The sequence below is a fragment of the Burkholderia alba genome, assembly GCF_034721475.1.
Lineage (GTDB): Bacteria > Pseudomonadota > Gammaproteobacteria > Burkholderiales > Burkholderiaceae > Burkholderia > Burkholderia alba.
Map to the genome: position 1 here is coordinate 125314 of NZ_JAWJWL010000013.1, position 23671 is coordinate 148984.

The window sequence follows — 23671 nt, forward strand, 5'->3', positions numbered from 1 at the left end:
CGAGCGGGATCATGAAAACGCGCGTGCTGGCGGCATGCATCGCCGTGGTCGCGGCCGTCGCGATGCAGTACGCGCAGGCGCAGCCGCCCAAGGCCCGGCAGGCCGTCAAGACCGTGCAGTACACGACCCGCCAGGGCGACACCCTGTACGACGTCGCGGATCGCTACCTGCAGGGGCCGGACGACTGGACCCTGGTCGCGCAGTTGAACGACGTGCCGGTGCCGAAGCAGCTGCAGCCCGGCATCGTGCTGAACCTGCCCGCCGCGAGGCTGCGCAAGGAGCGGCTGTCGGCGCGCGTGGTCGCCGCGCACGGGCCGGTGGAAAGCGCCGCCAGCGGCGCGGTCGGCTTCGTGCCCGTGGCGGTCGATACGACGCTGACGGAAGGCGACCGGCTGCGGACCGGTTCCAACGGTTTCGTCACGCTCGAACTGGCCGACGGCACGCACCTGAGCCTGCCGCCCGACAGCCAGATCGATCTCGCAACGCTGCGGCGCACGGTGCTGACCGGCACACTCGAGCGCGTGATCGACCTGCAGCGCGGGTCGGTCGACAGCGACGTCACGCACCTGAAGAAAAAGGACGACCGTTTCCAGATCCGCTCGCCGTCGGTGGTGGCGGGGGTGCGCGGTACTCGCTTTCGAGTGAATTACGACACGGACGGCCAGGCGTCGACGATGGTCGAAGTGCTGGACGGCACCGTCGGCGTCGCGCCGAGCCGGGAGTCGACGCTCGATGCGACGCTGGTCCACGAGAATTTCGGTAACGTGACGAAGGCGAACGGTCAGATCGGCAGCCCGATCGAGCTGCTCGACGCGCCGCGGCTCGCCGAGCCCGCCAAGGTGCAGGATGCGCCGACGGTGGTGTTCGGGCTGGCGCCGCTCGACGGCGCGCGCGCCTACCATGTACAGATCGCCCGCGATGCCGGGCTGCTCGACCTGTTCAAGGAGGTGCGCACGGCGTCGCCGCGCGCCGAATTCGCGGATGTTCCGGACGGCACGTATTTCGTGCGGATCGCGGCCGTCGATGCGAACGGCCTCGAAGGCCGGCCGCGCACCTATGCGTTCGAGCGCCGCCAGTTCGGTCTCGACGCATCGGCCGGGCCGGGCGCGGGCGGCTACGCGTTCCGCTGGACGACGAACCGCGCGGCGGCGGGCGTGACGCGCTTCCGCTTCGTGCTGTCGACGTCGAAGGATCTCGCCAATCCGATCGTCGATCAGGTCGATCTGAACAGCGGACGCATCGTGGTGGCCAATCTGCCGCCGGGAGACTATTACTGGACGGTGATCGCGGAGCAGTTCGACGGCGGCCGGTTCTACGAAAAGGCCAGCTCGGTCAACGCATTCACGCTCGCGCGCTGATGGGCGCCGGATGAAACTTGACCCGCGCATTGATCCGCGCACGCAACGGCGGCGGCTGCTAGGCCGCCGCTTTCTCATCGAATGGATCGCGATCGGCTGTCTGGGGATCGCGGTCATCCTGGCGGGCGTCGCCGGCCACACCACGTCGAGCGTCGACCGGATCATCTACGACCGGCTGCTGACGCTGCGCAATCTCCCGATCGAATCGAACCTCGTGGTCGTCGAGATCGACAATCAGAGCCTCGCCGAACTCGGACGCTGGCCCTGGGCGCGCAGCGTGCACGCGCAGCTTCTCGACGCGCTCGCGAAGGCGCAGCCGGCGGCGGTGGTCTACGACGTGCTGTTCACCGAGCCGTCGGCGGACGACCGGCAGTTCGCGAAATCGCTCGACCAACTGCCGACCTACCTGCCGATCCTGCTGAGTCCCGAGGAGCGCGACGGTACCCGGACCGTCGTGCCGCCCGTGCCCGCGCTCGCCGGACATGCGGCCGGCGTCGGCCACATCAATCTCGAAGTGGATCCGGACGGCATCGTGCGCAGCGTCGCGCTGTACGAAAGCGACGGCCGGCACCGCTGGCCGCAGCTGATGGTGCCCGTGTTCCACGCGCTCGAAAACGGCCAGTTCAAGCTCGCGAACGCGGTGCCGCTCACGCCGCGCGCGCACGATCTCGCGCAGGACGACAACGGCGAGGCCCGTTACTACATTCCGTTCAGCCGCTACACGCAGACCTATCCGACGATCTCGTTCGCCGACGTGCTTGCCGGGCGCGCGAATCCCGACGAGCTGCGCGGCAAGATCGTGATCGTCGGCGTGACCGCGTCGGGCCTGTACGACCGCTTCGCGACGCCGATCTCGGGCGAATTCGGCCCGCTGCCGGGCGTCTATATTCACGCGGGCATCCTCGACATGCTGATGACGGGTCGTGCGATCTCGCCGGTGTCGGGCTCGCTGCTGTTCATCGCGTCGCTGCTGCCGCTCGTCGTGCTGCTGGCGGGGTTCCTGATGCTCTCGCCCTGGCGCTCGCTGCTGCTGACGCTCAGTCTCGCCGTGCTGGCGGTCGCGTCGAGCGCGGCGCTGCTGTACGAGGCCCGGCTGTGGCTGTCGCCCGCGCCGGCGATCTTCGGGCTGATCGCGGTGTATCCGATCTGGAACTGGCGGCGGCTCGAGATGACGATGTCGTATCTGCGCCGCGAACTGCAGCGGCTCGCCGACGAGCCGCACCTGCTGCCCGAGGCGCCGAGCGAGCGGGGCGAGTTCGGCGGCGACGTGCTGGAGCGCCAGATGAGCCTGATGGCGCAGGCGGCGCAGCGTGTGCAGGACATGAAGCGTTTCGTGTGGGACAGCCTCGACAGCATGCCGGAACCCGTGCTGGTGACCGACATCGCGGGCACGGTGCTGATCGCGAACCACGCGGCGAAGAAGTATTGCGCGCGGCTGAACGTCCCGGCGCCGGAGGGCCGCCCGCTGCGGGTCGCGCTGGGCGAGCTGACGTTCATGAAAACGGTCGACGGCAAGGCGGAGCGGGAAGCCGAAATGCGGGCTTACTGGCCGGCCGCGCTCGACCCGACCCGGGACTTCGAAAACGACTTGATGGAGCGCGGTATCGAAGTTCGCGACAGTGACGGGCTCGATCATCTGTTACGCTACGCGCCATGCACCAATGCCCAGGGCAAGGTGACGGGGTGGATCGCCGGCCTCGTGGATGTCACGGAGCTGCACGCGGCCGAACGTCAGCGGGAAGAAGCGCTGCATCTGCTGTCGCACGACATGCGCTCGCCGCAGTCGTCGATTCTGGCGCTGGTGGAGATCGAGCGGCAGCGCGTGGAATCCGAGCATACGCGTGGCCTGCTGGCCCGGATCGAACGCTATGCGCAGCGCGCGCTGATGCTGGCGGATGAATTCGTCCAGCTGGCGCGGGCCGAGTCGCAGACCTATCAGCTGGAACCGGCGAGTTTCGCGGACCTGCTGATCGACGCGAGCGACGAAGTGTGGCCGCAGGCGCAGGCGAAGCATATCCGTATCGATACGTTGTTCGGCGACGATCTGTGCTGGGTCAGCGCCGACCGGTCCCTGATGACCCGCGCGCTCGTGAATATCCTGAACAACGCGGTGAAATACAGTCCGACGGACACGGTGATCGCGTGTACGCTGTCGACCGAACGTAGATCGAGACGGATGCTCTGTACGATTCGCGATCAGGGTTACGGCATTTCGCCCGAGGATCAGCGGCATCTGTTCGAGCGCTTCAAGCGCTTTCACACGAACGAGCGGCCGGAGGTGGCGGGCTCGGGGCTGGGCATGGCGTTCGTCAAGACCGTCGTGACGCGGCATGGCGGAGGCGTTTCCGTCGACAGCGCGCTCGGCGTCGGCACGGCGATCGCGATCACGCTGCCGCTGCTGGAGGAACCGTCGGCGTGACGTGGGCCGAGGCGGCCAGAGGCGGGGCGGACAGGCAAGAATTGGAGAAGCTATGAAGATCTCGTGGACGGGGGTGGCGCTGGCTGCCGCGCTGTTGTCCGGATGTGCGTCGGTGACGACGGGCGTCAGTGCGTCGGCCGGGCCGGCCGGATTTGCGGCGAGCGGTACGCGCACCTATGGGTTTGCCCGCACGGACGCTCAGGCCGGGAATGCCGATTACCGGCAGGTGGAGGCGCTCGTGCGCGACGCGCTGAAGCAGCGCGGCCTCGACGAGCGGCCGGCCGGGAAGGCCCGCTACCGGCTCGCGATCGCGTACGCGACGCAGCCGGCCACGGTCGCGCTCGCGACCGACCAATGCGGCGGCGAGCGGGCGCCGTGCGTGATGGTCGACGGCCCGGCGCCGTTTGCGCTGCCGTTCGCCGGGACGGTGTACCGGCACGTGCTGACGCTTCGGTTCGTCGATCAGAAGACGGGGGCGGACGCCTACCGCGTATCGGCGGCCGTCAAGGACCGTCATGCGGACGCGCTGCATGCGGCGCCGACGCTGGTGCGCAGCGCGTTGGCTCAGGTGCCGTTCAGCGGCGCGAACGGCTGGTTCGTCAAGACGAAAAAAGACGACGCGGGCGGAATGCCGGGCGTCGTCTCGGTGGTGCCGGCCGACGCGCGCTGAACGCCGCTCGGGCCGGGCCGCGGGGCTGGCGGAATGCTCAGCCTTGCGGCAGGTTCGTGCGGGTACGCAGGTACTCGTCGAACTCCTTCTTCACTTCCGGGTGGCGCAGCGCGAATTCCACCGTGGCCTTCAGGTAGCCGAGCTTGCTGCCGCAATCGAAGCGGGTGCCCTGGTACTTGTACGCCAGCACCTGCTCGTCGGTGAGCAACGCCTCGATCGCGTCGGTGAGCTGCAGTTCGCCGCCTGCCCCCGGCTTGATCGCGCGCAGGTGATCGAAGATCCGCGGCTTCAGGATGTAGCGGCCGACCACGCCGAGGTTCGACGGCGCAACTTCGGGCGCGGGCTTCTCGACGATCGCCGACATCTTGATGATCGATTCCTCCCACTCCTTGCCGTCGACGATGCCGTAGGACTTCGTCTCCGCCGGCGGGATCTCTTCGACGCCGATCACCGAGCTGTGATAGTGGTCGAACACGTCGACCATCTGCTTCATCACGGGGGGATGACCGTACAACAGGTCGTCCGCGAGAATCACCGCGAACGGATTGTCGGCGACCAGTTTCTCCGCGCACAGCACCGCGTGGCCGAGGCCCAGCGCTTCCGGCTGGCGCACGTAGAAGCAGTCGACGTGGCTCGGCTTGATGCTACGCACCAGCTCGAGCAGCTTGTCCTTGCCGCGCGCCTCCAACTCGGCTTCGATCTCATACGACTTGTCGAAGTGATCCTCGATCGCGCGCTTGCTGCGCCCGGTCACGAAGATCATCTCGGTGATGCCCGCGGCGATGGCTTCCTCCACGGCATACTGGATCAGCGGTTTGTCGACGACGGGCAGCATCTCCTTCGGGCTTGCCTTGGTGGCGGGCAGGAACCGTGTGCCGAGGCCCGCGACCGGGAAAACTGCCTTGGTGACTTTCAACATGATTAAACCTTTGCTCCTCGAATCGATCGATGAATCCCGATCAAATGATTATTCCGGCATTATAGGCAATACAAGAAGCCTTACGGTTTGTTACGCCGGCAGGCGTGCCAACTGCTCGCTCAATTTCGTCAAGGTACGCTGAAATTCGGCCAGCCGCTTCTGTTCTTGCTCGACCACCGCGGCAGGCGCCCTGGCGACGAACGCCTCGTTGCCGAGCTTCGCGTTGCACTTGACGACCTCGCCCTCGAGCCGCGCGATTTCCTTCGACAGCCGCTCGCGTTCCGCGGCGACGTCGATTTCCACTTTCAGCACGAGCTTGTTCCGGCCCACGATCGCGATCGGCGCACCGTGCGCCTGCTGGTCGAGCGTGGCTTCGTCGGCGAGGATCTGCACGTCGGACAGGCGTGCGAGCGCTTGCACGTAGGGGGCGAACGAATGCAGCTGCGACACGTCGCCGGTCACCAGGAGCGGTGCTTTGGTGGCGGGAGACAGATTCATCTCACCACGCAGATTACGACATGCATCGACCACCGCTTTCAGTTCGGCGGCCCACTGTTCGGACTGCTCGTCGAATTTCTTCGGATCGGCGAGCGGGTAGGACTGCACCATCAGCGATGCCTCGCCTTGCGCTGAGCCTTGCGGGTAGCGGCCGGCAAGCGGCGCCACCTTCTGCCACAGCGCCTCGGTGATGAACGGAATCACCGGATGCGCGAGACGCAACACCGTCTCGAGTACGCGCAGCAGCGTGCGGCGGGTCGCGCGTTGCTGTTCCGGCGTGCCGTTCTGGATCTGCACCTTCGCGAGTTCGAGATACCAGTCGCAGTACTCGTCCCAGACGAACTTGTAGATGCCGTTCGCGACGTTGTCGAAGCGGTAATCGGCGAAGCCCTTCGCGATGTCGGCTTCGACCCGCTGCAGCAGCGATACGATCCAGCGGTCGGCCGCCGAGAAGTCGAGATAGCCGCCGGGGCCGCAGTCGCCCGCGCCGCACACTTCGGGCTTGCCGAGGCCGCAGTCGTGGCCCTCGCAGTTCATCAGCACGAAGCGGGTGGCGTTCCACAGCTTGTTGCAGAAGTTGCGATAGCCTTCGCAGCGCGCGAGGTCGAAATTGACGTTGCGGCCGAGCGTCGCCATCGACGCCATCGTGAAGCGCAGCGCATCGGTGCCGAATGCGGCGATGCCGTCCGGGAATTCCTTGCGGGTCTTCTTCTCGATGGTCGCCGCCTGCTTCGGGTTCATCAGGCCGGTGGTGCGCTTCGCGACCAGCGCGTCGAGACCGATGCCGTCGACGATGTCGATCGGGTCGAGCGTGTTGCCCTTGCTCTTCGACATCTTCTGGCCTTCCGCGTCGCGCACGAGGCCGTGCACGTAGACGGTATGGAACGGCACCTGCCCGGTGAAGTGGGTGGTCATCATCACCATCCGGGCGACCCAGAAGAAGATGATGTCGAAGCCCGTCACGAGCACCGACGACGGCAGGAAGTGCTTCAGTTCGACGGTGTCGTTCGGCCAGCCGAGCGACGAGAACGGCACCAGCGCGGACGAGAACCACGTGTCGAGCACGTCGTCGTCGCGCTTGAGCGCGCCCGTGTAGCCCTGCGCGTCGGCCTGCGCGCGTGCGTCTTCCTCGCTGCGTGCGACAAACACCTCGCCGTTCTCGCCGTACCAGGCGGGAATCTGGTGGCCCCACCACAGCTGGCGCGAGATGCACCAGTCTTGAATGTTTTCCAGCCACTGGTTGTAGGTGGTCGTCCAGTTCTCGGGGACGAGCTTGATCTGGCCGCTGCGCACGACGTCGAGCGACACCTCGGTGATCGACTTGCCCGGGTGGAACGTGCCTTCGGGCGCGGGCTTCGTCATCGCGACGAACCACTGGTCGGTGAGCATCGGCTCGAGCACGACGCCCGTGCGGTCGCCGCGCGGCACCATCAGCTTGTGCGGCTTGACCGAGTCGAGCAGGCCGAGCGCGTCGAGGTCGGCGACCATCTGCTTGCGCGCGTCGAAGCGGTCGAGGCCGCGATATTTTTCCGGCGCGTTGTCGTTGATCTTCGCTTCGAGCGTGAGAATCTCGATCTGCGGCAGCTTGTGGCGCAGGCCGATCTGATAGTCGTTGAAATCGTGCGCGGGCGTGACCTTCACGACGCCGGTGCCGAATTCACGGTCGACGTAGTCGTCGGCGATGATCGGGATCTCGCGATCGACGAGCGGCAGCTTCACGTGCCGGCCGATCAGGTGCGCGTAGCGTTCGTCCTCCGGGTGGACCATCACGGCGACGTCGCCGAGCATGGTCTCGGGGCGCGTGGTCGCGACCGTCAGGTGGTCCGAGCCGTCGGCGAGCGGGTAGCGGATGTGCCACAGATGGCCGTTTTCCTCCTCGCTTGCGACTTCGAGGTCGGACACGGCCGTCATCAGCACCGGATCCCAGTTGACGAGGCGCTTGCCGCGGTAGATCAGGCCCTGTTCGTACAGGCGCACGAACACCTCGCGCACGACGCCCGACATCTTGTCGTTCATCGTGAAGTATTCCCGCGACCAGTCGGTCGACGCGCCGAGGCGGCGCACCTGCCGGGTGATCGTGGAGCCGGACTGCTCCTTCCAGTCCCACACGCGCTCGACGAACTTCTCGCGGCCGAGATCGTGGCGCGACACGCCCTGCGCGTCGAGCTGGCGCTCGACGACGATCTGCGTCGCGATGCCCGCGTGGTCGGTGCCCGGCACCCACAGGGTGTTGTCGCCGAGCATCCGGTGGTAGCGCGCGAGCCCGTCCATGATCGTCTGGTTGAACGCGTGGCCCATGTGCAGCGTGCCCGTGACGTTGGGCGGCGGCAGTTGGATGGCGAAATCCGGGCGGTTCGGGTCGAACGCCGGGGCGGCATAGCCGCGTTTTTCCCACTCCGGCCCCCATTGGGCTTCAATAGTGTGGGGCTCGAAACTCTTCGCAAGCGTGCTGTCGCTCATGGTTGGAAATCTGCCGAAAGATGCGTGAATGATGCGGAAACCCTGAATTATAAATGGATGCGCATCGGCGGGACACCGCGGCGCCCCGATCGGGCGGTCCGCGCACGTCGCGCCCGGCCCGGCGCGCGGGCGCCTTATAATGGCGGGCCTGCCTTTTACCCGCTCATTCGCTTCCTCTCCATGCCCGATCTGCTCGCGAATCTCAACCCCGAACAACATGCGGCCGTCACGCTGCCGAACGAACCGGCGCTGATTCTCGCCGGGGCGGGCAGCGGCAAGACCCGGGTGCTCATCACGCGGATCGCGTGGCTGATTCAGCACGGCTACGCGTCGCCGATGACGGTGCTCGCCGTCACCTTCACGAACAAGGCCGCGCGCGAGATGATGGCGCGGCTGTCCGCGCTGATGCCGATCGATACGCGCGGCATGTGGATCGGCACCTTCCACGGCCTGTGCAACCGGATGCTGCGCGCGCACTACCGCGACGCGGGGCTGCCGCAGACCTTCCAGATCCTCGATACCGCCGATCAGTTGTCGGCGATCAAGCGGCTCATGAAGGCGGCGAACATCGACGACGAGAAATATCCGCCGAAGAACGTCCAGTACTTCATCAACAACGCGAAGGAGCAGGGCCTGCGGCCGGACAAGGTCGATGCGACCGACAGCTTCAACCGCAAGTTCGTCGAGCTGTATCAGGCGTACGACCAGCAATGCCAGCGCGAGGGCGTCGTCGATTTCCCCGAACTGCTGCTGCGCTGCTACGAACTGCTCGCGCACAATCCGCCGCTGCGCGCGCATTACCAGGCGCGCTTCAGGCACATCCTGGTCGACGAGTTCCAGGACACCAACAAACTGCAGTACGCATGGCTCAAGCTGCTCGCGGGCGGCCAGAACGCGATCTTCGCGGTCGGCGACGACGATCAGTCGATCTATGCGTTCCGCGGCGCGAACGTCGGCAACATGCGCGATTTCGAGGACGAGTTCCGGGTGCGCAACCTGATCAAGCTCGAGCAGAACTACCGGTCGCACGGCAACATCCTCGACGCGGCGAATCAGCTGATCTCGAACAACGCGCACCGGCTCGGCAAGAACCTGCGCACGGACGCCGGGCATGGCGAGCCGGTGCGGGTCTACGAGGCGGCCACCGATTCGCAGGAGGCGGGCTGGATCGTCGAGGAGATCCGTTCGCTGATCAATACGGGAGCGGCGCGCAGCGAAGTCGCGATCCTGTATCGCAGCAACGCGCAGTCGCGCGCGATCGAGCATACGCTGATGACCGCGGGTATTCCGTACCGCGTGTACGGCGGACTGCGCTTCTTCGAGCGTCAGGAAGTGAAGCATGCGCTCGCGTACCTGCGCCTGATCGACAATCCGAGCGACGACACCGCGTTCGTCCGCGTCGTGAACTTCCCGACCCGCGGGATCGGCGCGCGCTCGATCGAACAGCTCGCCGACGCGGCGCGGCTCTACAACTGCGCGATGGCGGCCGCGATTCCGTACGTGACGGGCAAGGCGGGCTCGAGCCTCGGGGCGTTCGCGAACCTGATCGCGAAGATGCGCGCCGAGACGCTGCAGATGAGCCTGCCCGAGACGGTCGAATACGTGGTGCGCGCGAGCGGGCTCGCCGATTTCTACCAGGGCGAGCGCGAAGGGCAGGATCGCCTCGAGAACTTGCAGGAGCTGGTGAACGCCGCCACGGCGTTCGTCAGCGAGGAAGGCTACGGCATGGATACGCCGGCGCGCGCGATCCCGCTGCGCGCCGGCGCGATCGCCGCGCCGGAAATTGCCGCCGCGCAGGACGATCCCGCCGATGCGGTGCTGGATCCGGCGGCGCTCGGCGAACCGGCGCAGAACCCGGACGCGATGACGCCGCTTGCCGGATTCTTGTCGCACGCGTCGCTCGAGGCCGGCGACAACCAGGCGCAGGCCGGCCAGGACGCCATCCAGCTGATGACGGTGCATGCGGCGAAGGGCCTGGAATTCACGGCGGTCTTCATCACCGGTCTCGAGGAAGGCCTGTTCCCGCACGAGAACAGCGCGCTCGAGGCCGACGGTCTCGAGGAGGAGCGCCGGCTGATGTACGTCGCGATCACCCGCGCGAAGGAGCGGCTCTACCTGTCGTTCGCGCAAAGCCGGCTGCTGCACGGCCAGACCCGCTACAACATCCGCTCGCGCTTCTTCGACGAACTGCCGCAGCACGTGCTCAAGTGGCTGACGCCGAAGGCCGAAGCGACCGCCCGCTGGGGCGGCCGCTCGGACAACGCGGGCTGGGGGCGCGACTGGTTCGCGCGGCCGGGCGGCGGACGCGACAGCGTGGTCGATGCGGCCGTGTCGGCACCGTTGCCCGCGTTCGCGAACCAGCAGCGCGCGGCGGAAGGCGGATTCCGGATCGGCCAGCCGGTGTTCCATACCAAGTTCGGCGAGGGCACGGTCACGGCGCTCGAAGGCAGCGGCCCGGACGCGAAGGCGCAGGTCAAGTTCAAGCGGCACGGCGAGAAATGGCTGGCGCTCGCCGTCGCCAAACTGCAGGCGGTCGAATGAGCGCGCCCGCCGTTGTGACCGGGCAGGCGCTCGGCATTCTGGCCGCGCTGCCGGAGGAGCTGGGCGATCTGGTCGCCGCGATGCGGGCCGAGGGGCCGGTCGAGACCCTCACGCTCGGCCGGCGCGACTACCACGTCGGCACCGCGAGCGGCGTGGCCTGCGTGGCGACGCTCGCCCGGATCGGCAAGGTCGCGGCGTCGGCCACCGTCAGCGCGTTGCTGCTGCGCTTCAACGTGCGCGCCGTCGTGTTCACCGGGGTCGCGGGCGGAGTGGGGCGCGACGTCGGCGTCGGCGACATCGTCGTGGCCGATACGCTGCTGCAGCACGATCTCGATGCCTCGCCGCTGTTTCCGCGCTTCGAAGTGCCGCTGCTCGGCGTCACGCGCTTCGCCGCCGATGCCGGGCTCGCCGCGCAACTGCGGGCCGCGAGCGAGCAGTTCGTCGCGGACGAGGGCGACGCGCTGAAGCGCCGCTTCCGGCTGCGGGGCGCGCAGGTTCGCACCGGGCTCATCATCAGCGGCGACCGGTTCGTGTCGAGCGAGCGTGAAGTGATCGCGCTGCGCGATGCGCTTCCCGACGCGCTCGCGGTCGAAATGGAAGGCGCGGCGCTCGCGCAGGTGTGCCATGAATACGGCGTGCCGTGCGCGGTCGTGCGCGCCATTTCCGACACCGCCGACGATCACGCGAGCCAGTCGTTCAGCCACTTCCTGACGGACATCGCGGGTACCTATTCGGCGGGCATTCTGCGGCGTTTCCTGGCGCTCCACGCAAAAGCGGCGGCCTGAACCTCGGGCCGCCGCGGATCGGCAGGACATCGGCAGGGCGCCTCGACAGGCGGCCTGTCGCGTTTCAGGCCGGCTGCTTCGCGCGCTTGCGTCCTTCGACGTCGGGCAGGAGCACGGTCAGGATGCCGAGCAGCGGCAGGAACGAGCACACCTTGTAGACGAACGCGATGCTGGTCGCGTCGGCCAACTGGCCGAGCACCGCCGCGCCGACGCCGCCCATCCCGAACGCGAAGCCGAAGAACAGCCCGGCGACCATGCCGACCTTGCCGGGGATCAGTTCCTGCGCATAGACGAGGATCGCGGAGAACGCCGACGCGAGCACGATGCCGATGATGACGGTCAGCACGCCGGTCCAGAACAGGTTCGCGTAGGGCAGCAGCAGCGTGAACGGTGCGACGCCGAGGATCGATACCCAGATCACGTACTTGCGGCCGATCCGATCGCCGATCGGGCCGCCGATCACGGTGCCCGCCGCGACGGCGGCGAGGAACACGAACAGGTGAATCTGCGCCGCCTGCACCGGCAGATGGAACTTGTCGATCAGATAGAACGTGAAATAGCTGTTGATGCTCGCGAGGTAGAAGTACTTCGAGAACACCAGCATCACGAGCACGCCCATCGCGAACGCCACCTGGCGGCGCGACAGCGTCGCGTGCGCGGCGTGCGCCGCCTTCTTCTTCGTCGCCGGATGGCGCTTGTACCAGCGGCCGATCTGCGCGAGCACGACGATCGCGACCAGCGCGGCCGCCGAGAACCACGCGATGCTGCGCTGGCCGTGCGGGATCACGATCAGCGCGGCCAGCAGCGGCCCGAGCGACGCGCCGGCGTTGCCGCCCACCTGGAACAGCGACTGGGCCAGCCCGTGCTTGCCGCCGGACGCCATCCGTGCCACCCGCGACGATTCCGGATGGAACACCGACGAGCCGCAGCCGACCAGCGCGGCCGCGATCAGCAGGATCGGGAAATTCGGCGCGACCGACATCAGCAGCAGGCCGCTCAGCGTGAAGCCCATCCCGATCGGCAGCGAGTACGGTTGCGGGTGTTTGTCGGTGTAGTGGCCGACGAGCGGCTGCAGCAGCGACGCGGTGATCTGGTAGGTCAGCGTGATGAGCCCGATCTCCGCGAACGACAGCGAGAAATTCGCTTTCAGCATCGGATAGATGGCCAGGATCAGCGACTGGATCATGTCGTTGAGCAGGTGCGAGAAGCTGATCGCGCCGAGTACCGGATAGACGGTGCGCGCGACGGCCGGCGCGGGTGCCGGGGCGGGGCCGGCAGCGACGGTCGAACGGTTGTCGAGACTGGTTTGCATAGGCGTTGAAAGTCGAGGAAAGGAGGCGACGACGCGCTTTGCCGATAACCGGGCGCGCGTTTCTCGTCAATGCGTCGAAGGAGTGTAATGTGGCTCCTGTCGATTGTCCTGCCAACTTTTGTCGAGAATGAGACACCGAAGTCCGGCGTTTCATTCGTCGGTGGAATCTTTCTGGCGGCTTTGGGGCCGGATATCACGTTGCGGCTGAGGCGGGCGGCTCGGGCCGCGCGCCACGCGCAGCGGGTTTTACCGCACTCAAGAAATATCGCCCGCTGCCGTAGATCCGGCGAGATAACCACAAAAGCCAACGATGCGCGGCGCGGGGGCGGGCTGATCCTGCAAGCCTACGCCCGACGGCGGCGCAAGCGCAATTGGCCGTGTCGACGGTGATGCCGAAACCGACCTTTTCGGCCGTAGCACCAGAACGGGGACATATCGATGAAAGGCGTATCGCTGCGTGCGCAGCCGGGGCCGGGCTTCCTGCCCGACGGCGACGCGAAGAGTCCGGGCCCGGCCGCGCCGGTGAAGTCGAAACCGGCGCGCAAGCCGTGGTCCGTGAAGACGACGCTGCGTACCGCTTTCGCGGCGCTGCTGGTCGGCACGCTCGCGATCGGACTCTTCTCGCTGGTCCAGATCAGCCGGTTGAACGAGTCGATCAAGTCGGTGTACGAGCAGGGGCACGTCGCGAGCCGGGCGGCGGAGGAGGTGCGCGGCTACGTGCTGCGCGCGAGCCGGGCGCAGAAGATGCTGCTGACCGCGACCACCGCGAAGGAGCGCGACGATCTCGGCGCGGACATCGACAAGGGGCTGGCCGCGATCGCCGCCGAACTCGTCACCCTGCAGAAATACGCCGATCCGGCCGACGCGGCCGACGCCGCGCAGCTGAAGGCGTTCGCCGGATCGGTCGGGGCGTGGAGCGGCCGTTTGCGCGATTTCGTCAAACTCGTTCGCGAACAGCCGCTCGATCTGTCGCAGATGAGCTGGCAGGTCGGCACTCAGGACGTGTCGCTGATCGTCGAGACCGGCAAGCTCGAAACGCTGGTCGGCGGGCTCGTCAAGGCGCGCGGCGAGGCATCGAAGGCGACCCTCGACAAGTCGGCGACGCTGTTTCGCGCGTCGTTCGCGATGATCGCGGCGATGACGGTCGGGCTGATCCTGCTGGCGTTCGTGATTGCCGAATGGGTGGTGCGGCGGCTCGGCACGCAGCTGGGCGGCGAGCCCGTGTATGCGAAGAAAATCGCGGTGAGCATCGCGCGCGGCGATCTGGCGAACGCGATCCGGCTGCCCCGGCGCGACCAGGGCAGCATGCTGCACGCGCTGCGCGACATGCAGGACGGGCTGGCCGGCACGGTGCGCGACATTGCCGCGAGCGCCGAGGCGATCGCGGCGGCATCCGGGCAGATCTCGATGGGCAATCTGGACCTGTCGCAACGTACCGAGCAGCAGGCGGTCGCGCTCGAAAAGACCGCCGCGAGCATGGAGCAGCTGACGTCGACCGTGCACCAGAACGCGGAGAACGCGAAGCAGGCGAGTGCGCTCGCCGCGAACGCGTCGTCCGTCGCGGAGCAGGGCGGCGACGTGGTGAGCCGGGTGGTCGCGACGATGAACCAGATCGACGCGAGCGCGAAAAGCATCCGCGACATCATCGGCGTGATCGAGGGCATTGCATTCCAGACCAACATCCTCGCGCTGAACGCGGCCGTCGAAGCGGCGCGGGCGGGCGAGGAGGGGCGCGGCTTCTCGGTGGTGGCGAGCGAAGTGCGCTCGCTCGCGCAGCGCTCGGCGACGGCGGCCAAGGAGATCAAGACGCTGATCGGCGCGTCCGTCGAGCGTGTCGCGAACGGGGCGCTGCTCGCGCAGGATGCGGGCCGCACGATGGACGACGTGGTGCGCGCGGTGAAGCGCGTGACCGACATCATGGGCGAAATTTCCGCGGCGTCGAGCGAGCAGAGCGCGGGCATCGACGAAATCGGGCGCGCGGTCACGCAGATGGATTCGGGGACCCAGCAGAACGCCGCGCTGGTCGAGCAGGCCGCCGCTGCGGCGCGCTCGCTCGACGATCAGGCGCAGGCATTGAAGGCGATGGTCGGGCATTTCCGTCTGCCCGCCGCTCGCCCGCTCGACGCGACGGCAGCGGCCGGCGCCTGACTCGGGACCGGGCCGGCTTGCCGCGGCTGCCGGCGACGCGGCAAGCGGGTGCATCCGGTCCGGCCGCGCCGCGCTCGCGATTTTCATGCGCGAGCGGGTGCGCTTCCGGCACGTTCTTCTCCACACAATCCATACAAAATGCTGTCCAGTCGCGCGCCGAGATCGNGCAAGCGGGTGCATCCGGTCCGGCCGCGCCGCGCTCGCGATTTTCATGCGCGAGCGGGTGCGCTTCCGGCACGTTCTTCTCCACACAATCCATACAAAATGCTGTCCAGTCGCGCGCCGAGATCGCCTAGAATGCGGCTCGAAATCTATTCAGCCTAAGCGCGGGTCTTGTGGGAAACGGATGGATGTCGCGTCGAGCGCGCGGCCTCGTCTTGCCGTTGGCGTCCCGGTCAGGCCGGTCTCGGGCGCGCCGTGGACGGACACAATAATGATCTTTTATTTGAGCGGCTATGCGTGCGCGCTGGCGGGGGCGATGCTGGGCGTGCGTTATCGGGTGAAGCCCTGGCTGTGGTTGAGCTTGAGCCTCGCGCCGACCGCTTTGCTGGTGGCGCTGCGCGGCAGCGTCGGCACCGACACCGCCGCCTATCTCAAGATGGCGCGGGCCGCGCGGATCGACGATCCGACCCATCTTCCCGCAACCCTCGAACCGGGCTTCCTCTGGCTGCTGAAGCTCGCGGCGCTGGCCTGCTCGCAGCCCCAGACCGTCGTTGCGCTGGTTTCGCTGCTCGTCGTGTTCGGCTGCATCGCGGCGTTCTCCGGCCGGGAAGAGGATGCGCTGGTGTTCGCGCTGCTGATCTTTCCGCTGTTCTTCTACGATATGTCGATGAACGGGCTGCGCTACGGGCTCGCCTTCTGTCTGGCCAAGATCGCGTCCGATTGCCGGGACCGCGGTCGGCGCGGGGTATTCGGCGTGTGCGCCGGCGCGGCGGCGGGTATTCACATTTCGTCGCTGCTGCTGATCGCGCTGCTGCAGGTGCGCAAACTTCGGTCGCTGCGCTATCTGGCGGCCGGCGCCGGGCTCGCGGCGCTGCTCGCGGCATGCCACTACGACAAACTGGCAATCAAGCTGGCGTTCTATACGCATTACGCGCCGCCCGGGGCCACGTCGGGGAGCGCGCCGCTCGTGCTGGCCGCGCTTGTCGTGCTGGCGGGCGCGATTGCGTCCGGCGGGCTTACCCGAACGCTGGGCCTGCTTTTGCTGTTCGAAGCGGCGAGTTTCCTGTTCGCGAGGATCAGCTATGCGGGCCTGAGATTCCAGTGGCTGATCCTGTTCGCGCTGTGCTGCCAGATGAGCGTCGTTGCCGTGGTGCCGGCGCGGCGCGGGCCGCATTTCTACCTGGCGTTGACGTTGATCGGCGCGCTCGGTTTCGCGGTGCGTGCGAGAAACATGCTGCAGGAGTACGGCGTGGGACCGTCGCCGTTCCTGCCGTATCAGTTCGCGTGGGACTGAACGACGCGCGCCGGGCGGACCGATGGCGTCAGGATTTCTGCTTCGGCTGCTTCTTGTCCGGTTCGATGATCACCGTGCAGGTCGTGCCGGCGGACAGCACCACGTCGTCCGGTACTTCGTCGATCTTGATGCGCACCGGCACGCGCTGCGCGAGGCGTACCCAGTTGAAGGTCGGATTCACGTCGGCGACCAGATCCTTGCTCTGCGGATTGTCGCGGTCGTAGATCCCGCGCGAGATGCTTTCGACATGGCCCTTGAGCACGCCGCCGCTCATCAGCCGCATCTCCGCTTTCGCGCCCACTTTCACGTGCGGCAGCTTGGTTTCCTCGAAATAGCCGTATACCCAGAACGAATGGCTGTCGACGATCGCCAGCTTGGGCGTGCCGGCCGTCGCATAGTCGCCCTGGAACACGTTCAGGTTGGTGATGTGGCCGTCGACCGGCGCGACCACCGTGGTGCGGGAGAGATTCAGCTTCGCGGCGTCGAGCGCGGCGAGCGCCTGCTGGTATTGCGCGTCCGCGCTCGAGGCGGTTTGCACCGAGTTCTCGCGGTTTTCCTTCGAGACGACGAGCGCGTCGAGATCGGCGCGGCGCTGGGCGTCGGCGCGGCGCATCTGCAACTCGGCGCGCCGCGCGGCGACGGCGGCCTGCGCCTGCTCGACCGCGATCTGGTAATGCGACGGATCGATCTGCATGATCACGTCGCCTTTCTTGACGAACTGGTTGTCGCGCACCGGCAGCGACACGACGGCGCCCGATACGTCCGGCGCGACGTTGACGATTTCCGCGCGCACGCGGCCGTCGCGGGTCCAGGGTTCGTCCATGTAGTGCACCCACAGGGCGCGCCCGATCAGGATCGCGACGATCAGGATGGCGGCTGTCGCGACGAAGCCGAAGAGTTTTCGCAAGATCATGGTTCGATTCATATCAACGGTAAACGGCGAGGCTCAATCCGCCGCAGATGCAGACCAGCAGGCTGGCACGGAACAGCGAAGGGTGCCAGACGAGACGGTAGAGTCCGGTGTAGGCGAGCAGGCGGTCGACCGCCCAGGTCACGATCGCGCCGATGACGAACATCAGCACGACGGTGGGGATGTAGGCATCGAGAACGGCGATTTCGCGCGGCATCATGATGGTGTTCCTTCTTGAGCGGGCGGGGGACGGCGGGTGTTCAGCGCATCGAACGGCGACTCCGGATCGAGCAGCGCCGAGCGGATGAAATGCAGGTGACTCAGCAGCCGTTGCAACTGGTGGCGCTCGTCGCGCGGCGGCGCGAAGGTGACGAGCGCCTGCTGGGTCGCGGCGATCGCATCGACGGTTGCCGCGAGCGCGCGGTCGAAGTGCGCGGCGTTCGGCTTCGTGAACAGCGCCGCGACGGCGTCGCGTGCCGCGTCGATCGCGCGGCGCCACGGCATCGTCGCCGCGTAGCGGGCGTCGTGCGGCAGCATCGCGATCTCGTTGCGCAGGTCGATCACCGCATTGCCGGTTTCGAGCACGGCGAACATCCAGCGCAGCGCGTCGCGCTGCGTATCGGGCTGATCGGCGGACAGCGTGTGCGCCTGGAACATCAGGTCGCGCGCGCCGCTCTCGAAACGCGTGCGCAGGCCCGCGAGGCGGGCGTGACAGGCCGCCACCGCCTGGTGACGCAGGTCGGCGAACAGCCGCTTCTTCAGCCAGGGCGCGGTCGGCGGGAACAGCACCGCGAACGCGACGGCCGAGACCAGCATCGACAGCACCAGCGCGAGCGCGTCGTTCATGAAGCCGGTCGGGTCGTAGTGGGTGACGTTCTCCGGGCCGGCGAGCGTGCAGAAAAAGATCAGGTAGCCCACCCCGTAGCCGGCGAGTTTCGGCTTGATCGACATGAAGATGCCGATCGCGAGGAACGGCACGAGCGCGGCGCAGAGCAGCACGAAGCCGTCGATGTGCGGATACACGCCGAACATCAGGATTAGGCCGGTGAAGACCGCGAGCGTCGTGCCGAGACCCATCTGGGCCGCCATCTTGGTCGGTTGCGGCATCGACGACGCGAGTGCGCACACCGCCGCGGCGTTCAGCACGAGGGTGACGCCGCTCGGCCATGCCGTCTCGATCCAGAACCAGCCGAGAATCAGCATCACGACCGCCGTGCGCACGCCCGCGATGACGGCGGCCGTCATGTTGGTGCGCGGCTCGTAGCGCTCGATCCAGCGTTCGCGTTCGTGCGTGCTGCTCGCGAGCGACGCATAGGTGGCCGCGTAGGCCTGCAGGTCGGCGATGAAGCGGTACAGCAGCTCGGACGCGGTATCGAAGTCGAGCATCGGGAAGTCGGGCTGCGCCTCGTGTTCGGCACGGGTTGCGCGGATCCGGCGCGGCAGCGCGTCGCGATACGCGAGCAACTGGTCGGCTGCCTGCGCGGCGTCGGCGGACGAGCGCACCGGTTCGCCGGCGCGGGTCAGCAGCGGGGCGATTTCGCGGAAGTAAGGTTCGATCGCCGCCACCGCCTGAGCACTGGTCGCGTGCAGCCGGTTCATCAACTGATGCAGCGCGTGAAAGCGGCTCGACGCGGTCATGAATTCGCTGTTGAGGCGCGACAGCCGGCCGCTTTTCATCCGGGTATCCGGATTTTCGAACACGGCCATGCTGCGCGCGGCCTCGAAGCCCACCACGTCGGCGACGAAGCGGGTATGCACGCTCTCGATGTGCGCGCGGTCGAGCTGGCCCGACAGGGCCGCCGCGACGTAGTCGACGAACGCGCCGAAGCGCTTGCGGACCGTCGTGCGCATCTGTTCGCCGGTGTACTGCGGGAAGATCAGCGCGCTGACGATTCCCGCCGACAGGATGCCGACCGTGATTTCGGAGACTCGCGTCATCGCGGTCATGAATGCGCCGTCGGGGTGCTGCGACGCGGGCAGGCCGATCAGCGCGGCGGTGTAGCCGGCGAGCAGGAAGCCGTAGCTGCGGAAGTTGCGGTTGCGCGCGGCGCCCGCCGTGCACAGTGCGACCCACAGCGCGACCGATAGCAGGAACAGCACCGGCTGCTGCGGAAACAGGCCGATCAGGGTCAGCGTCGCGACGAGTCCGACGAACGTGCCGATCAACCGGTAGAAGCTTTTCGCGAACACCGCGCCGCTTTGCGGCTGCATCACGATGAAGACGGTCGTCATCGCGGTCTTCGGCGCGGGCAGGTCGAGCACCATCGATACGCCGAGCGCGAGGAACGCGGCGGCGAGCGCCTTGGCGAGATACAGCCAGGCGGCGCCGTCGGTGTGCGCCCAGTCGTTCAGCGTCGCCCGCAGCGCGGCGAACGGCGACGGCCGCGGCGGCGCGGATGACGGGGCGGGCGAGGAAGCGGACATGATCGGGCTCCGTTATCTGGCCGCTGCGGAAGACGCGGGCGCGTGCGCTGCCGGTGCGGTCCGCGCGGTGTCGGGCGGCGCGTCGCCCGGCGTTTCGAGCCCGCCGCCGAGCGCGGCCATCAGCGCCGCGTGCGCGGCCAGCCGCTCGGCCTCGATCCGCGTCTGGCTTTCCTGCGCGCGCAGCAGCTGGCTCTGCGCGATCAGCACATTGACGTAATCGGTCAGCCCGCGCCGGAAACCTTCATGCGACAGCTCGTACGAGCGGCGGGTCAGCGCGACGGAGCGGGCGGCGTCCTTTTGCTGGGTGTCGAGCGAGTGCATCCGCACGACGTTGTCGGCGATGTCCTTCAGCGCGCCGAGGATCGTCTGGTTGTAGCGTTCGACCGCCTCGTCGTAGCCCGCCGCCGCCGCGCCGAGCTGTGCCCTGAGCCGGCCGCCCTCGAAGATCGGCAACGTCAGCGCGGGGCCTGCCGACCAGCCGCCGTTCATGGCCCGCAGGAAGTCCGCGAACGGCGCGGTGACGCCGAACCCGCCCATCGACGCGAGCAGGTCGACGTTCGGATAGAACGCGGCTTTCGCGACGTCGATTCCGCGCGCCTGCGCGTTCACCAGCCAGCGCGCGGCCACCACGTCCGGGCGGCGGCCGATCAGGTCGGCGGGCAGCGCGGAGGGCAGGCCCGCCGGCGCGTCGAGCGCGAGCGACGGACGGGTGATTGCCGCGCCGGCGCCGGGCCCCTTGCCCGCGAGCGCCGCGAGCTGATGGCGGCCGAGCTGGACTGCTTCCTCGTAGACGTCGATCTGGCGTTCGTAATCGGGGAGTGTCGCCTCGGCCTGGCTCACTTCGAGCTGGGTGCCGATACCGGCCTGCAGGCGCTTGCGCGCCAGGCTGGCGAGTTCGTGCTGGCGGTCGTAGGTCTGATGCGCGATGTCGAGCAGCGCGAAATTCTTCGACAGATCGATATAGGCGCGGACGACGTTCGTCTCGAGTTCGAGGCGCGCGGCGCGTGCGTCGGCGGCGGAGGCGCGCGCGCTGTCGAGCGCGCGTTCGGCGTTGTTCTTGTCCCGGCCCCACAGGTCGAGGTGATAGGTCAGGCTCAGCGTGCCGGTGTTGTTCCAGGTGTCCGCGTTCGCGAGCGGGCCGGGGCCGTAATAGACGTTGTCGGGCCAGTGCTGGCGCATCAGCGAAAGGCTGCCGCTGATCTGCGGCAGTTCGTCCGCATGCGCGACCCGCGCGAGCGCCTGCGCTTCGCGAACGCGCGCCTGCGCGGCGGCGAGCGACGGGTTGCCGGCTTGGGCCGCGGCGATCCACGCATCCAGCTGAGGATCGTGGTAGGCGCGCCACCAGTCGGCCGCGGGCCAGCCCGCGTCGCGGTTGGCGGCCTGGATCGCCGCGCCCGCGTCGAGCGTGCCCGGATCGATTTGCTTTGCTTGCGGCGCAACGTTGCCCATGCTCGCGCATCCGGCCATTGTTAATGAGATTGCAAGAACCGCGAGTGCAAATGTCCCTCTTGTTACCGGAGACTGCACGATTTTCTCCCTTTCGGATAAAGATGACTCGGACGTGATTATATTTTTTGGGGAATTGCTTGATAAACCCGTAAGGGTGCAAGGCATTTTTACAGATCCTGAGATAATATTTATGGGGATCTATGCAACAATCGGTCCGGATTCAATAGGGAAATAGCATGGATACGCTACAAAACATGCGTGTATTCGTCCGCGTGGTCGATGCCGGCAGCTTTACGGCCGCCGCGCAGCAGCTCAATTCGACGACCGCCTATGCGTCGCGCGCGGTCTCCGACCTGGAGGCGCACCTGCGCACCCGCCTGTTGAACCGCACCACGCGCCGCATCGCGCTGACCGAGGCGGGCGAGCGCTACCTGCAGCGCTGCGAGCAGATTCTCGCGTATGTGGACCAGGCCGAAGCCGAGGCCGGCGATGCGCATGCGCGCCCGTCGGGCAAGCTGAAGGTCCACAGCATGACGAGTCTCGGCCAGCATTACACGGTGCCGGCGGTATCGCGCTACCAGCAGCGCTACCCGGACGTGCAGGTCGAACTCACGCTCGCGCAGCGCACGCCGGACCTGCTCGATGAAGGATACGACGTGGCGCTGGTGGTCGGCCGCGAATTGCCCGATTCCGGGCTGGTGTCGCAGCGGCTCGGCGCGACCTTCAGCGTCGCGTGCGCGTCGCCCGCCTATCTGGAAAAGTACGGCGTGCCGCGGCGGCCCGAGGATCTGGCCCATCACGTCTGCCTCGGGATGGTCGCGCCCGGCTTTCACTGGGACGAATGGACGCTGGCCGGCCCCAACGGCGAGGAACGCATCACGCTCGCGGAGCCGCCGTTTCGCGTCAATGTTGCGGAAGCGCTGGCCGTCGGCATTCGCGAGGGCATGGGGATCGGCGTGCTGCCGCTGTATTCGGCGATCGCCGGGCTGCGCCACGGCGATTTCGTCTGGGTGATGCCCGAGTACCGGTCGCACGAGATGAACATCTACGCGCTGTATCCGTCGCGCCAGTACCTGGACGCCAAGATTCGCACCTGGGTCGACTTCCTGCGCGACGAACTGCCGGCGACGATCGACGCCGACGAGGCCGCGCTTCAGCAGTTCGTCCGCACGACCTGAGCCGGGTTGGGCCTCGATCAGGCCGAATCTGACGAGATTTGAATCTGCAGCAACACTTTTTTACCTTCGTGTCGCGCGGAGTTTGCTACTGTCTCATTCATGCAATCTGCTGGATCAGGGAGAATGTCGATGAATACGCATCTGCTGATGGGCTTGGGCGCGCTGCTGGGCGTGGTCGGCATCGTCGCGTTCCGCGACGTGTTGCGCGCGATGAAGGCGCGACTGCAGCCGGCACCGGTGCGCGTGCGCCGCGTGCAGGACGACGGCCGCCGCTCGCACTGAGCGAATCGTTTAGCGTCAATCCAGCGTGACGACCTTGTCCCACGCGAAGGCCGGATTTTCGCGCTCGCCCGTGCGCCGATGCAGATAGCCGCGCGGGTTGCAAACCACCCGCGTGCCGTTGCGGGCCGTGTAGTCGAACGACGTATGGGTATGACCGTGAACCCATAGCGCGACGGGCGTGCCCACGAGCGTGCCCAGGTCGTTGACGAAGCCCGCCGATACGAGATCGTCGGCGTAGCGCGCCGCCAGGCTCGCCCGGTGTGGCGCGTGGTGCGTGACGACGATCGTCCGGCCGGCGAACGGTTTCGCCAGCTCCGCTTCCAGCCACGCTCGCGCCGCCGCATGCAGCGCGAGCGAATCTTCCGGCGTGAAATCGCGCGGCCCGGGCAGCGGTGTGCCGTTGCACGCTGCCGCTGGCTGCGGCCAGTCGACCTGAATCAATCCCCTGAAATCGAGCATCACCCGCCGGGCGGCATCGATCGCCTGCGTGCGGGTCGGCTCGTCGCGGCCGAACAGCGCGAAATCGGTCCAGAGCGTCGTGCCGAGTACGCGGAAGCGGCCGGCCGGGTCGGCGTAGACCGCCTGGTTCAGGTAATGCACGTGATCGAGTCCGCGGGCGGTATCGCGCATCGCGGTCTCGAGCGCGCCGAATTCGCCGTCGTAGTATTCGTGATTGCCCGGCACGTAAACGACGGGCACCGCCGGATCGAAGGTTTCCGCCGCCCAGCGCAAGCCTTCCGCATGATTGTGGATGTCGCCCGCGAGCACGACGAGGTCGGCCGGCGCGTACGGAATCGCCTCGGGTTCGTTGCCCTCGAGGTGCAGGTCGGACAGGACGCGGATTTTCATGGGCGGCGCTCCT

Annotated in this window: 17 protein-coding genes; 9 read left to right on the forward strand and 8 right to left on the reverse strand. The window is 67.3% G+C overall.

Translation table 11 applies throughout. The features are described from left to right. Positions 1 to 11: 11 nt before the first annotated feature. Genes RZR99_RS16715 through RZR99_RS16725 form a run of 3 tightly spaced genes read left to right on the forward strand, consistent with a single transcriptional unit; the run spans position 12 to position 4447 of the window. The gene (locus tag RZR99_RS16715) at positions 12 to 1358 is read left to right on the forward strand and encodes a FecR domain-containing protein (RefSeq protein ID WP_323120881.1); all 1347 of its coding nucleotides are present in this window, start codon (positions 12 to 14) and stop codon (positions 1356 to 1358) included. Positions 1359 to 1368: 10 nt separating this feature from the next. Beyond that, a complete protein-coding gene (locus RZR99_RS16720) occupies positions 1369 to 3777 on the forward strand; it encodes a CHASE2 domain-containing protein (protein ID WP_323120882.1) in 2409 nt (802 codons plus the stop codon). Between the two features lie 52 nt (positions 3778 to 3829). Then, positions 3830 to 4447 carry a DUF4136 domain-containing protein gene (locus tag RZR99_RS16725; protein WP_323120883.1) on the forward strand — a complete coding sequence of 206 codons (618 nt, stop codon included), beginning with the start codon at positions 3830 to 3832 and terminating at the stop codon, positions 4445 to 4447. Positions 4448 to 4484: 37 nt separating this feature from the next. Here the strand turns inward: RZR99_RS16725 and galU are convergent, their stop codons facing one another. Both galU and RZR99_RS16735 read right to left on the reverse strand, forming a co-directional pair. Then, the gene (galU, locus tag RZR99_RS16730; RefSeq protein ID WP_323120884.1) at positions 4485 to 5366 is read right to left on the reverse strand and encodes a UTP--glucose-1-phosphate uridylyltransferase GalU; all 882 of its coding nucleotides are present in this window, start codon (positions 5364 to 5366) and stop codon (positions 4485 to 4487) included. 90 nt (positions 5367 to 5456) lie between these two features. Then, the gene (locus RZR99_RS16735; RefSeq protein ID WP_323120885.1) at positions 5457 to 8324 is read right to left on the reverse strand and encodes a valine--tRNA ligase; all 2868 of its coding nucleotides are present in this window, start codon (positions 8322 to 8324) and stop codon (positions 5457 to 5459) included. Positions 8325 to 8504: 180 nt separating this feature from the next. Between RZR99_RS16735 and RZR99_RS16740 the strand changes: the two genes are divergently transcribed. Together RZR99_RS16740 and RZR99_RS16745 are read left to right on the forward strand one after the other, a co-directional pair. Then, positions 8505 to 10865, forward strand: a complete 2361-nt coding sequence (locus RZR99_RS16740; RefSeq protein ID WP_323120886.1) for a UvrD-helicase domain-containing protein — start codon at positions 8505 to 8507, stop codon at positions 10863 to 10865. Further along, positions 10862 to 11650: a 5'-methylthioadenosine/adenosylhomocysteine nucleosidase gene (locus RZR99_RS16745; protein ID WP_323120887.1), complete on the forward strand. Its 789-nt coding sequence runs from the start codon at positions 10862 to 10864 to the stop codon at positions 11648 to 11650. The genes RZR99_RS16740 and RZR99_RS16745 overlap by 4 nt, the downstream gene beginning before the upstream one ends. A gap of 64 nt (positions 11651 to 11714) precedes the next feature. On the opposite strand, the gene RZR99_RS16750 is transcribed toward RZR99_RS16745, so the two are convergent. Further along, positions 11715 to 12962, reverse strand: a complete 1248-nt coding sequence (locus RZR99_RS16750; protein ID WP_323120888.1) for an MFS transporter — start codon at positions 12960 to 12962, stop codon at positions 11715 to 11717. Positions 12963 to 13400: 438 nt separating this feature from the next. On the opposite strand from RZR99_RS16750, the gene RZR99_RS16755 reads away from it, so the two are divergent. Together RZR99_RS16755 and RZR99_RS16760 are read left to right on the forward strand one after the other, a co-directional pair. Beyond that, a complete protein-coding gene (locus RZR99_RS16755; protein ID WP_323120889.1) occupies positions 13401 to 15110 on the forward strand; it encodes a methyl-accepting chemotaxis protein in 1710 nt (569 codons plus the stop codon). 433 nt (positions 15111 to 15543) lie between these two features. Beyond that, positions 15544 to 16566 (forward strand): EpsG family protein, encoded by a 1023-nt coding sequence (locus RZR99_RS16760; RefSeq protein ID WP_323120890.1) that lies wholly within the window; start codon positions 15544 to 15546, stop codon positions 16564 to 16566. A 28-nt stretch (positions 16567 to 16594) separates the two neighbouring features. On the opposite strand, the gene RZR99_RS16765 is transcribed toward RZR99_RS16760, so the two are convergent. Genes RZR99_RS16765 through RZR99_RS16780 form a run of 4 tightly spaced genes read right to left on the reverse strand, consistent with a single transcriptional unit; the run spans position 16595 to position 21427 of the window. Then, entirely contained in the window at positions 16595 to 17479 is an 885-nt protein-coding gene (locus tag RZR99_RS16765; protein WP_323120891.1) for an HlyD family secretion protein, read from the reverse strand. 13 nt (positions 17480 to 17492) lie between these two features. Continuing rightward, the gene (locus RZR99_RS16770) at positions 17493 to 17696 is read right to left on the reverse strand and encodes a DUF1656 domain-containing protein (RefSeq protein WP_323120892.1); all 204 of its coding nucleotides are present in this window, start codon (positions 17694 to 17696) and stop codon (positions 17493 to 17495) included. Continuing rightward, entirely contained in the window at positions 17693 to 19900 is a 2208-nt protein-coding gene (locus RZR99_RS16775; protein WP_407655460.1) for an FUSC family protein, read from the reverse strand. The genes RZR99_RS16770 and RZR99_RS16775 overlap by 4 nt, the downstream gene beginning before the upstream one ends. A gap of 12 nt (positions 19901 to 19912) precedes the next feature. After that, a complete protein-coding gene (locus tag RZR99_RS16780) occupies positions 19913 to 21427 on the reverse strand; it encodes an efflux transporter outer membrane subunit (RefSeq protein WP_407655461.1) in 1515 nt (504 codons plus the stop codon). A 158-nt stretch (positions 21428 to 21585) separates the two neighbouring features. Here RZR99_RS16780 and RZR99_RS16785 point away from each other — a divergent pair, with 158 nt between their 5' ends. Next, positions 21586 to 22527, forward strand: a complete 942-nt coding sequence (locus RZR99_RS16785; protein ID WP_323120893.1) for a LysR family transcriptional regulator — start codon at positions 21586 to 21588, stop codon at positions 22525 to 22527. Between the two features lie 129 nt (positions 22528 to 22656). Next, positions 22657 to 22809, forward strand: coding sequence for a hypothetical protein (locus RZR99_RS16790; protein WP_323120894.1), 153 nt, complete (start codon positions 22657 to 22659; stop codon positions 22807 to 22809). A 15-nt stretch (positions 22810 to 22824) separates the two neighbouring features. Here the strand turns inward: RZR99_RS16790 and RZR99_RS16795 are convergent, their stop codons facing one another. Continuing rightward, positions 22825 to 23658 (reverse strand): metallophosphoesterase, encoded by an 834-nt coding sequence (locus RZR99_RS16795; RefSeq protein WP_323120895.1) that lies wholly within the window; start codon positions 23656 to 23658, stop codon positions 22825 to 22827. Between the last annotated feature and the right edge of the window lie 13 nt (positions 23659 to 23671).

Bases quoted from the DNA above. Each gene is read 5' to 3' on its own strand.
- RZR99_RS16775 (WP_407655460.1), bottom strand. From the start codon at position 19,900: ATGTCCGCTTCCTCGCCCGCCCCGTCATCCGCGCCGCCGCGGCCGTCG.
- RZR99_RS16795 (WP_323120895.1), bottom strand. From the start codon at position 23,658: ATGAAAATCCGCGTCCTGTCCGACCTGCACCTCGAGGGCAACGAACCC.
- RZR99_RS16745 (WP_323120887.1), top strand. From the start codon at position 10,862: ATGAGCGCGCCCGCCGTTGTGACCGGGCAGGCGCTCGGCATTCTGGCC.
- RZR99_RS16760 (WP_323120890.1), top strand. From the start codon at position 15,544: ATGATCTTTTATTTGAGCGGCTATGCGTGCGCGCTGGCGGGGGCGATG.
- RZR99_RS16790 (WP_323120894.1), top strand. From the start codon at position 22,657: ATGAATACGCATCTGCTGATGGGCTTGGGCGCGCTGCTGGGCGTGGTC.
- RZR99_RS16720 (WP_323120882.1), top strand. From the start codon at position 1,369: ATGAAACTTGACCCGCGCATTGATCCGCGCACGCAACGGCGGCGGCTG.
- RZR99_RS16715 (WP_323120881.1), top strand. From the start codon at position 12: ATGAAAACGCGCGTGCTGGCGGCATGCATCGCCGTGGTCGCGGCCGTC.
- galU (WP_323120884.1), bottom strand. From the start codon at position 5,366: ATGTTGAAAGTCACCAAGGCAGTTTTCCCGGTCGCGGGCCTCGGCACA.
- RZR99_RS16785 (WP_323120893.1), top strand. From the start codon at position 21,586: ATGGATACGCTACAAAACATGCGTGTATTCGTCCGCGTGGTCGATGCC.
- RZR99_RS16750 (WP_323120888.1), bottom strand. From the start codon at position 12,962: ATGCAAACCAGTCTCGACAACCGTTCGACCGTCGCTGCCGGCCCCGCC.
- RZR99_RS16735 (WP_323120885.1), bottom strand. From the start codon at position 8,324: ATGAGCGACAGCACGCTTGCGAAGAGTTTCGAGCCCCACACTATTGAA.
- RZR99_RS16725 (WP_323120883.1), top strand. From the start codon at position 3,830: ATGAAGATCTCGTGGACGGGGGTGGCGCTGGCTGCCGCGCTGTTGTCC.
- RZR99_RS16755 (WP_323120889.1), top strand. From the start codon at position 13,401: ATGAAAGGCGTATCGCTGCGTGCGCAGCCGGGGCCGGGCTTCCTGCCC.
- RZR99_RS16740 (WP_323120886.1), top strand. From the start codon at position 8,505: ATGCCCGATCTGCTCGCGAATCTCAACCCCGAACAACATGCGGCCGTC.
- RZR99_RS16770 (WP_323120892.1), bottom strand. From the start codon at position 17,696: ATGATGCCGCGCGAAATCGCCGTTCTCGATGCCTACATCCCCACCGTC.
- RZR99_RS16765 (WP_323120891.1), bottom strand. From the start codon at position 17,479: ATGATCTTGCGAAAACTCTTCGGCTTCGTCGCGACAGCCGCCATCCTG.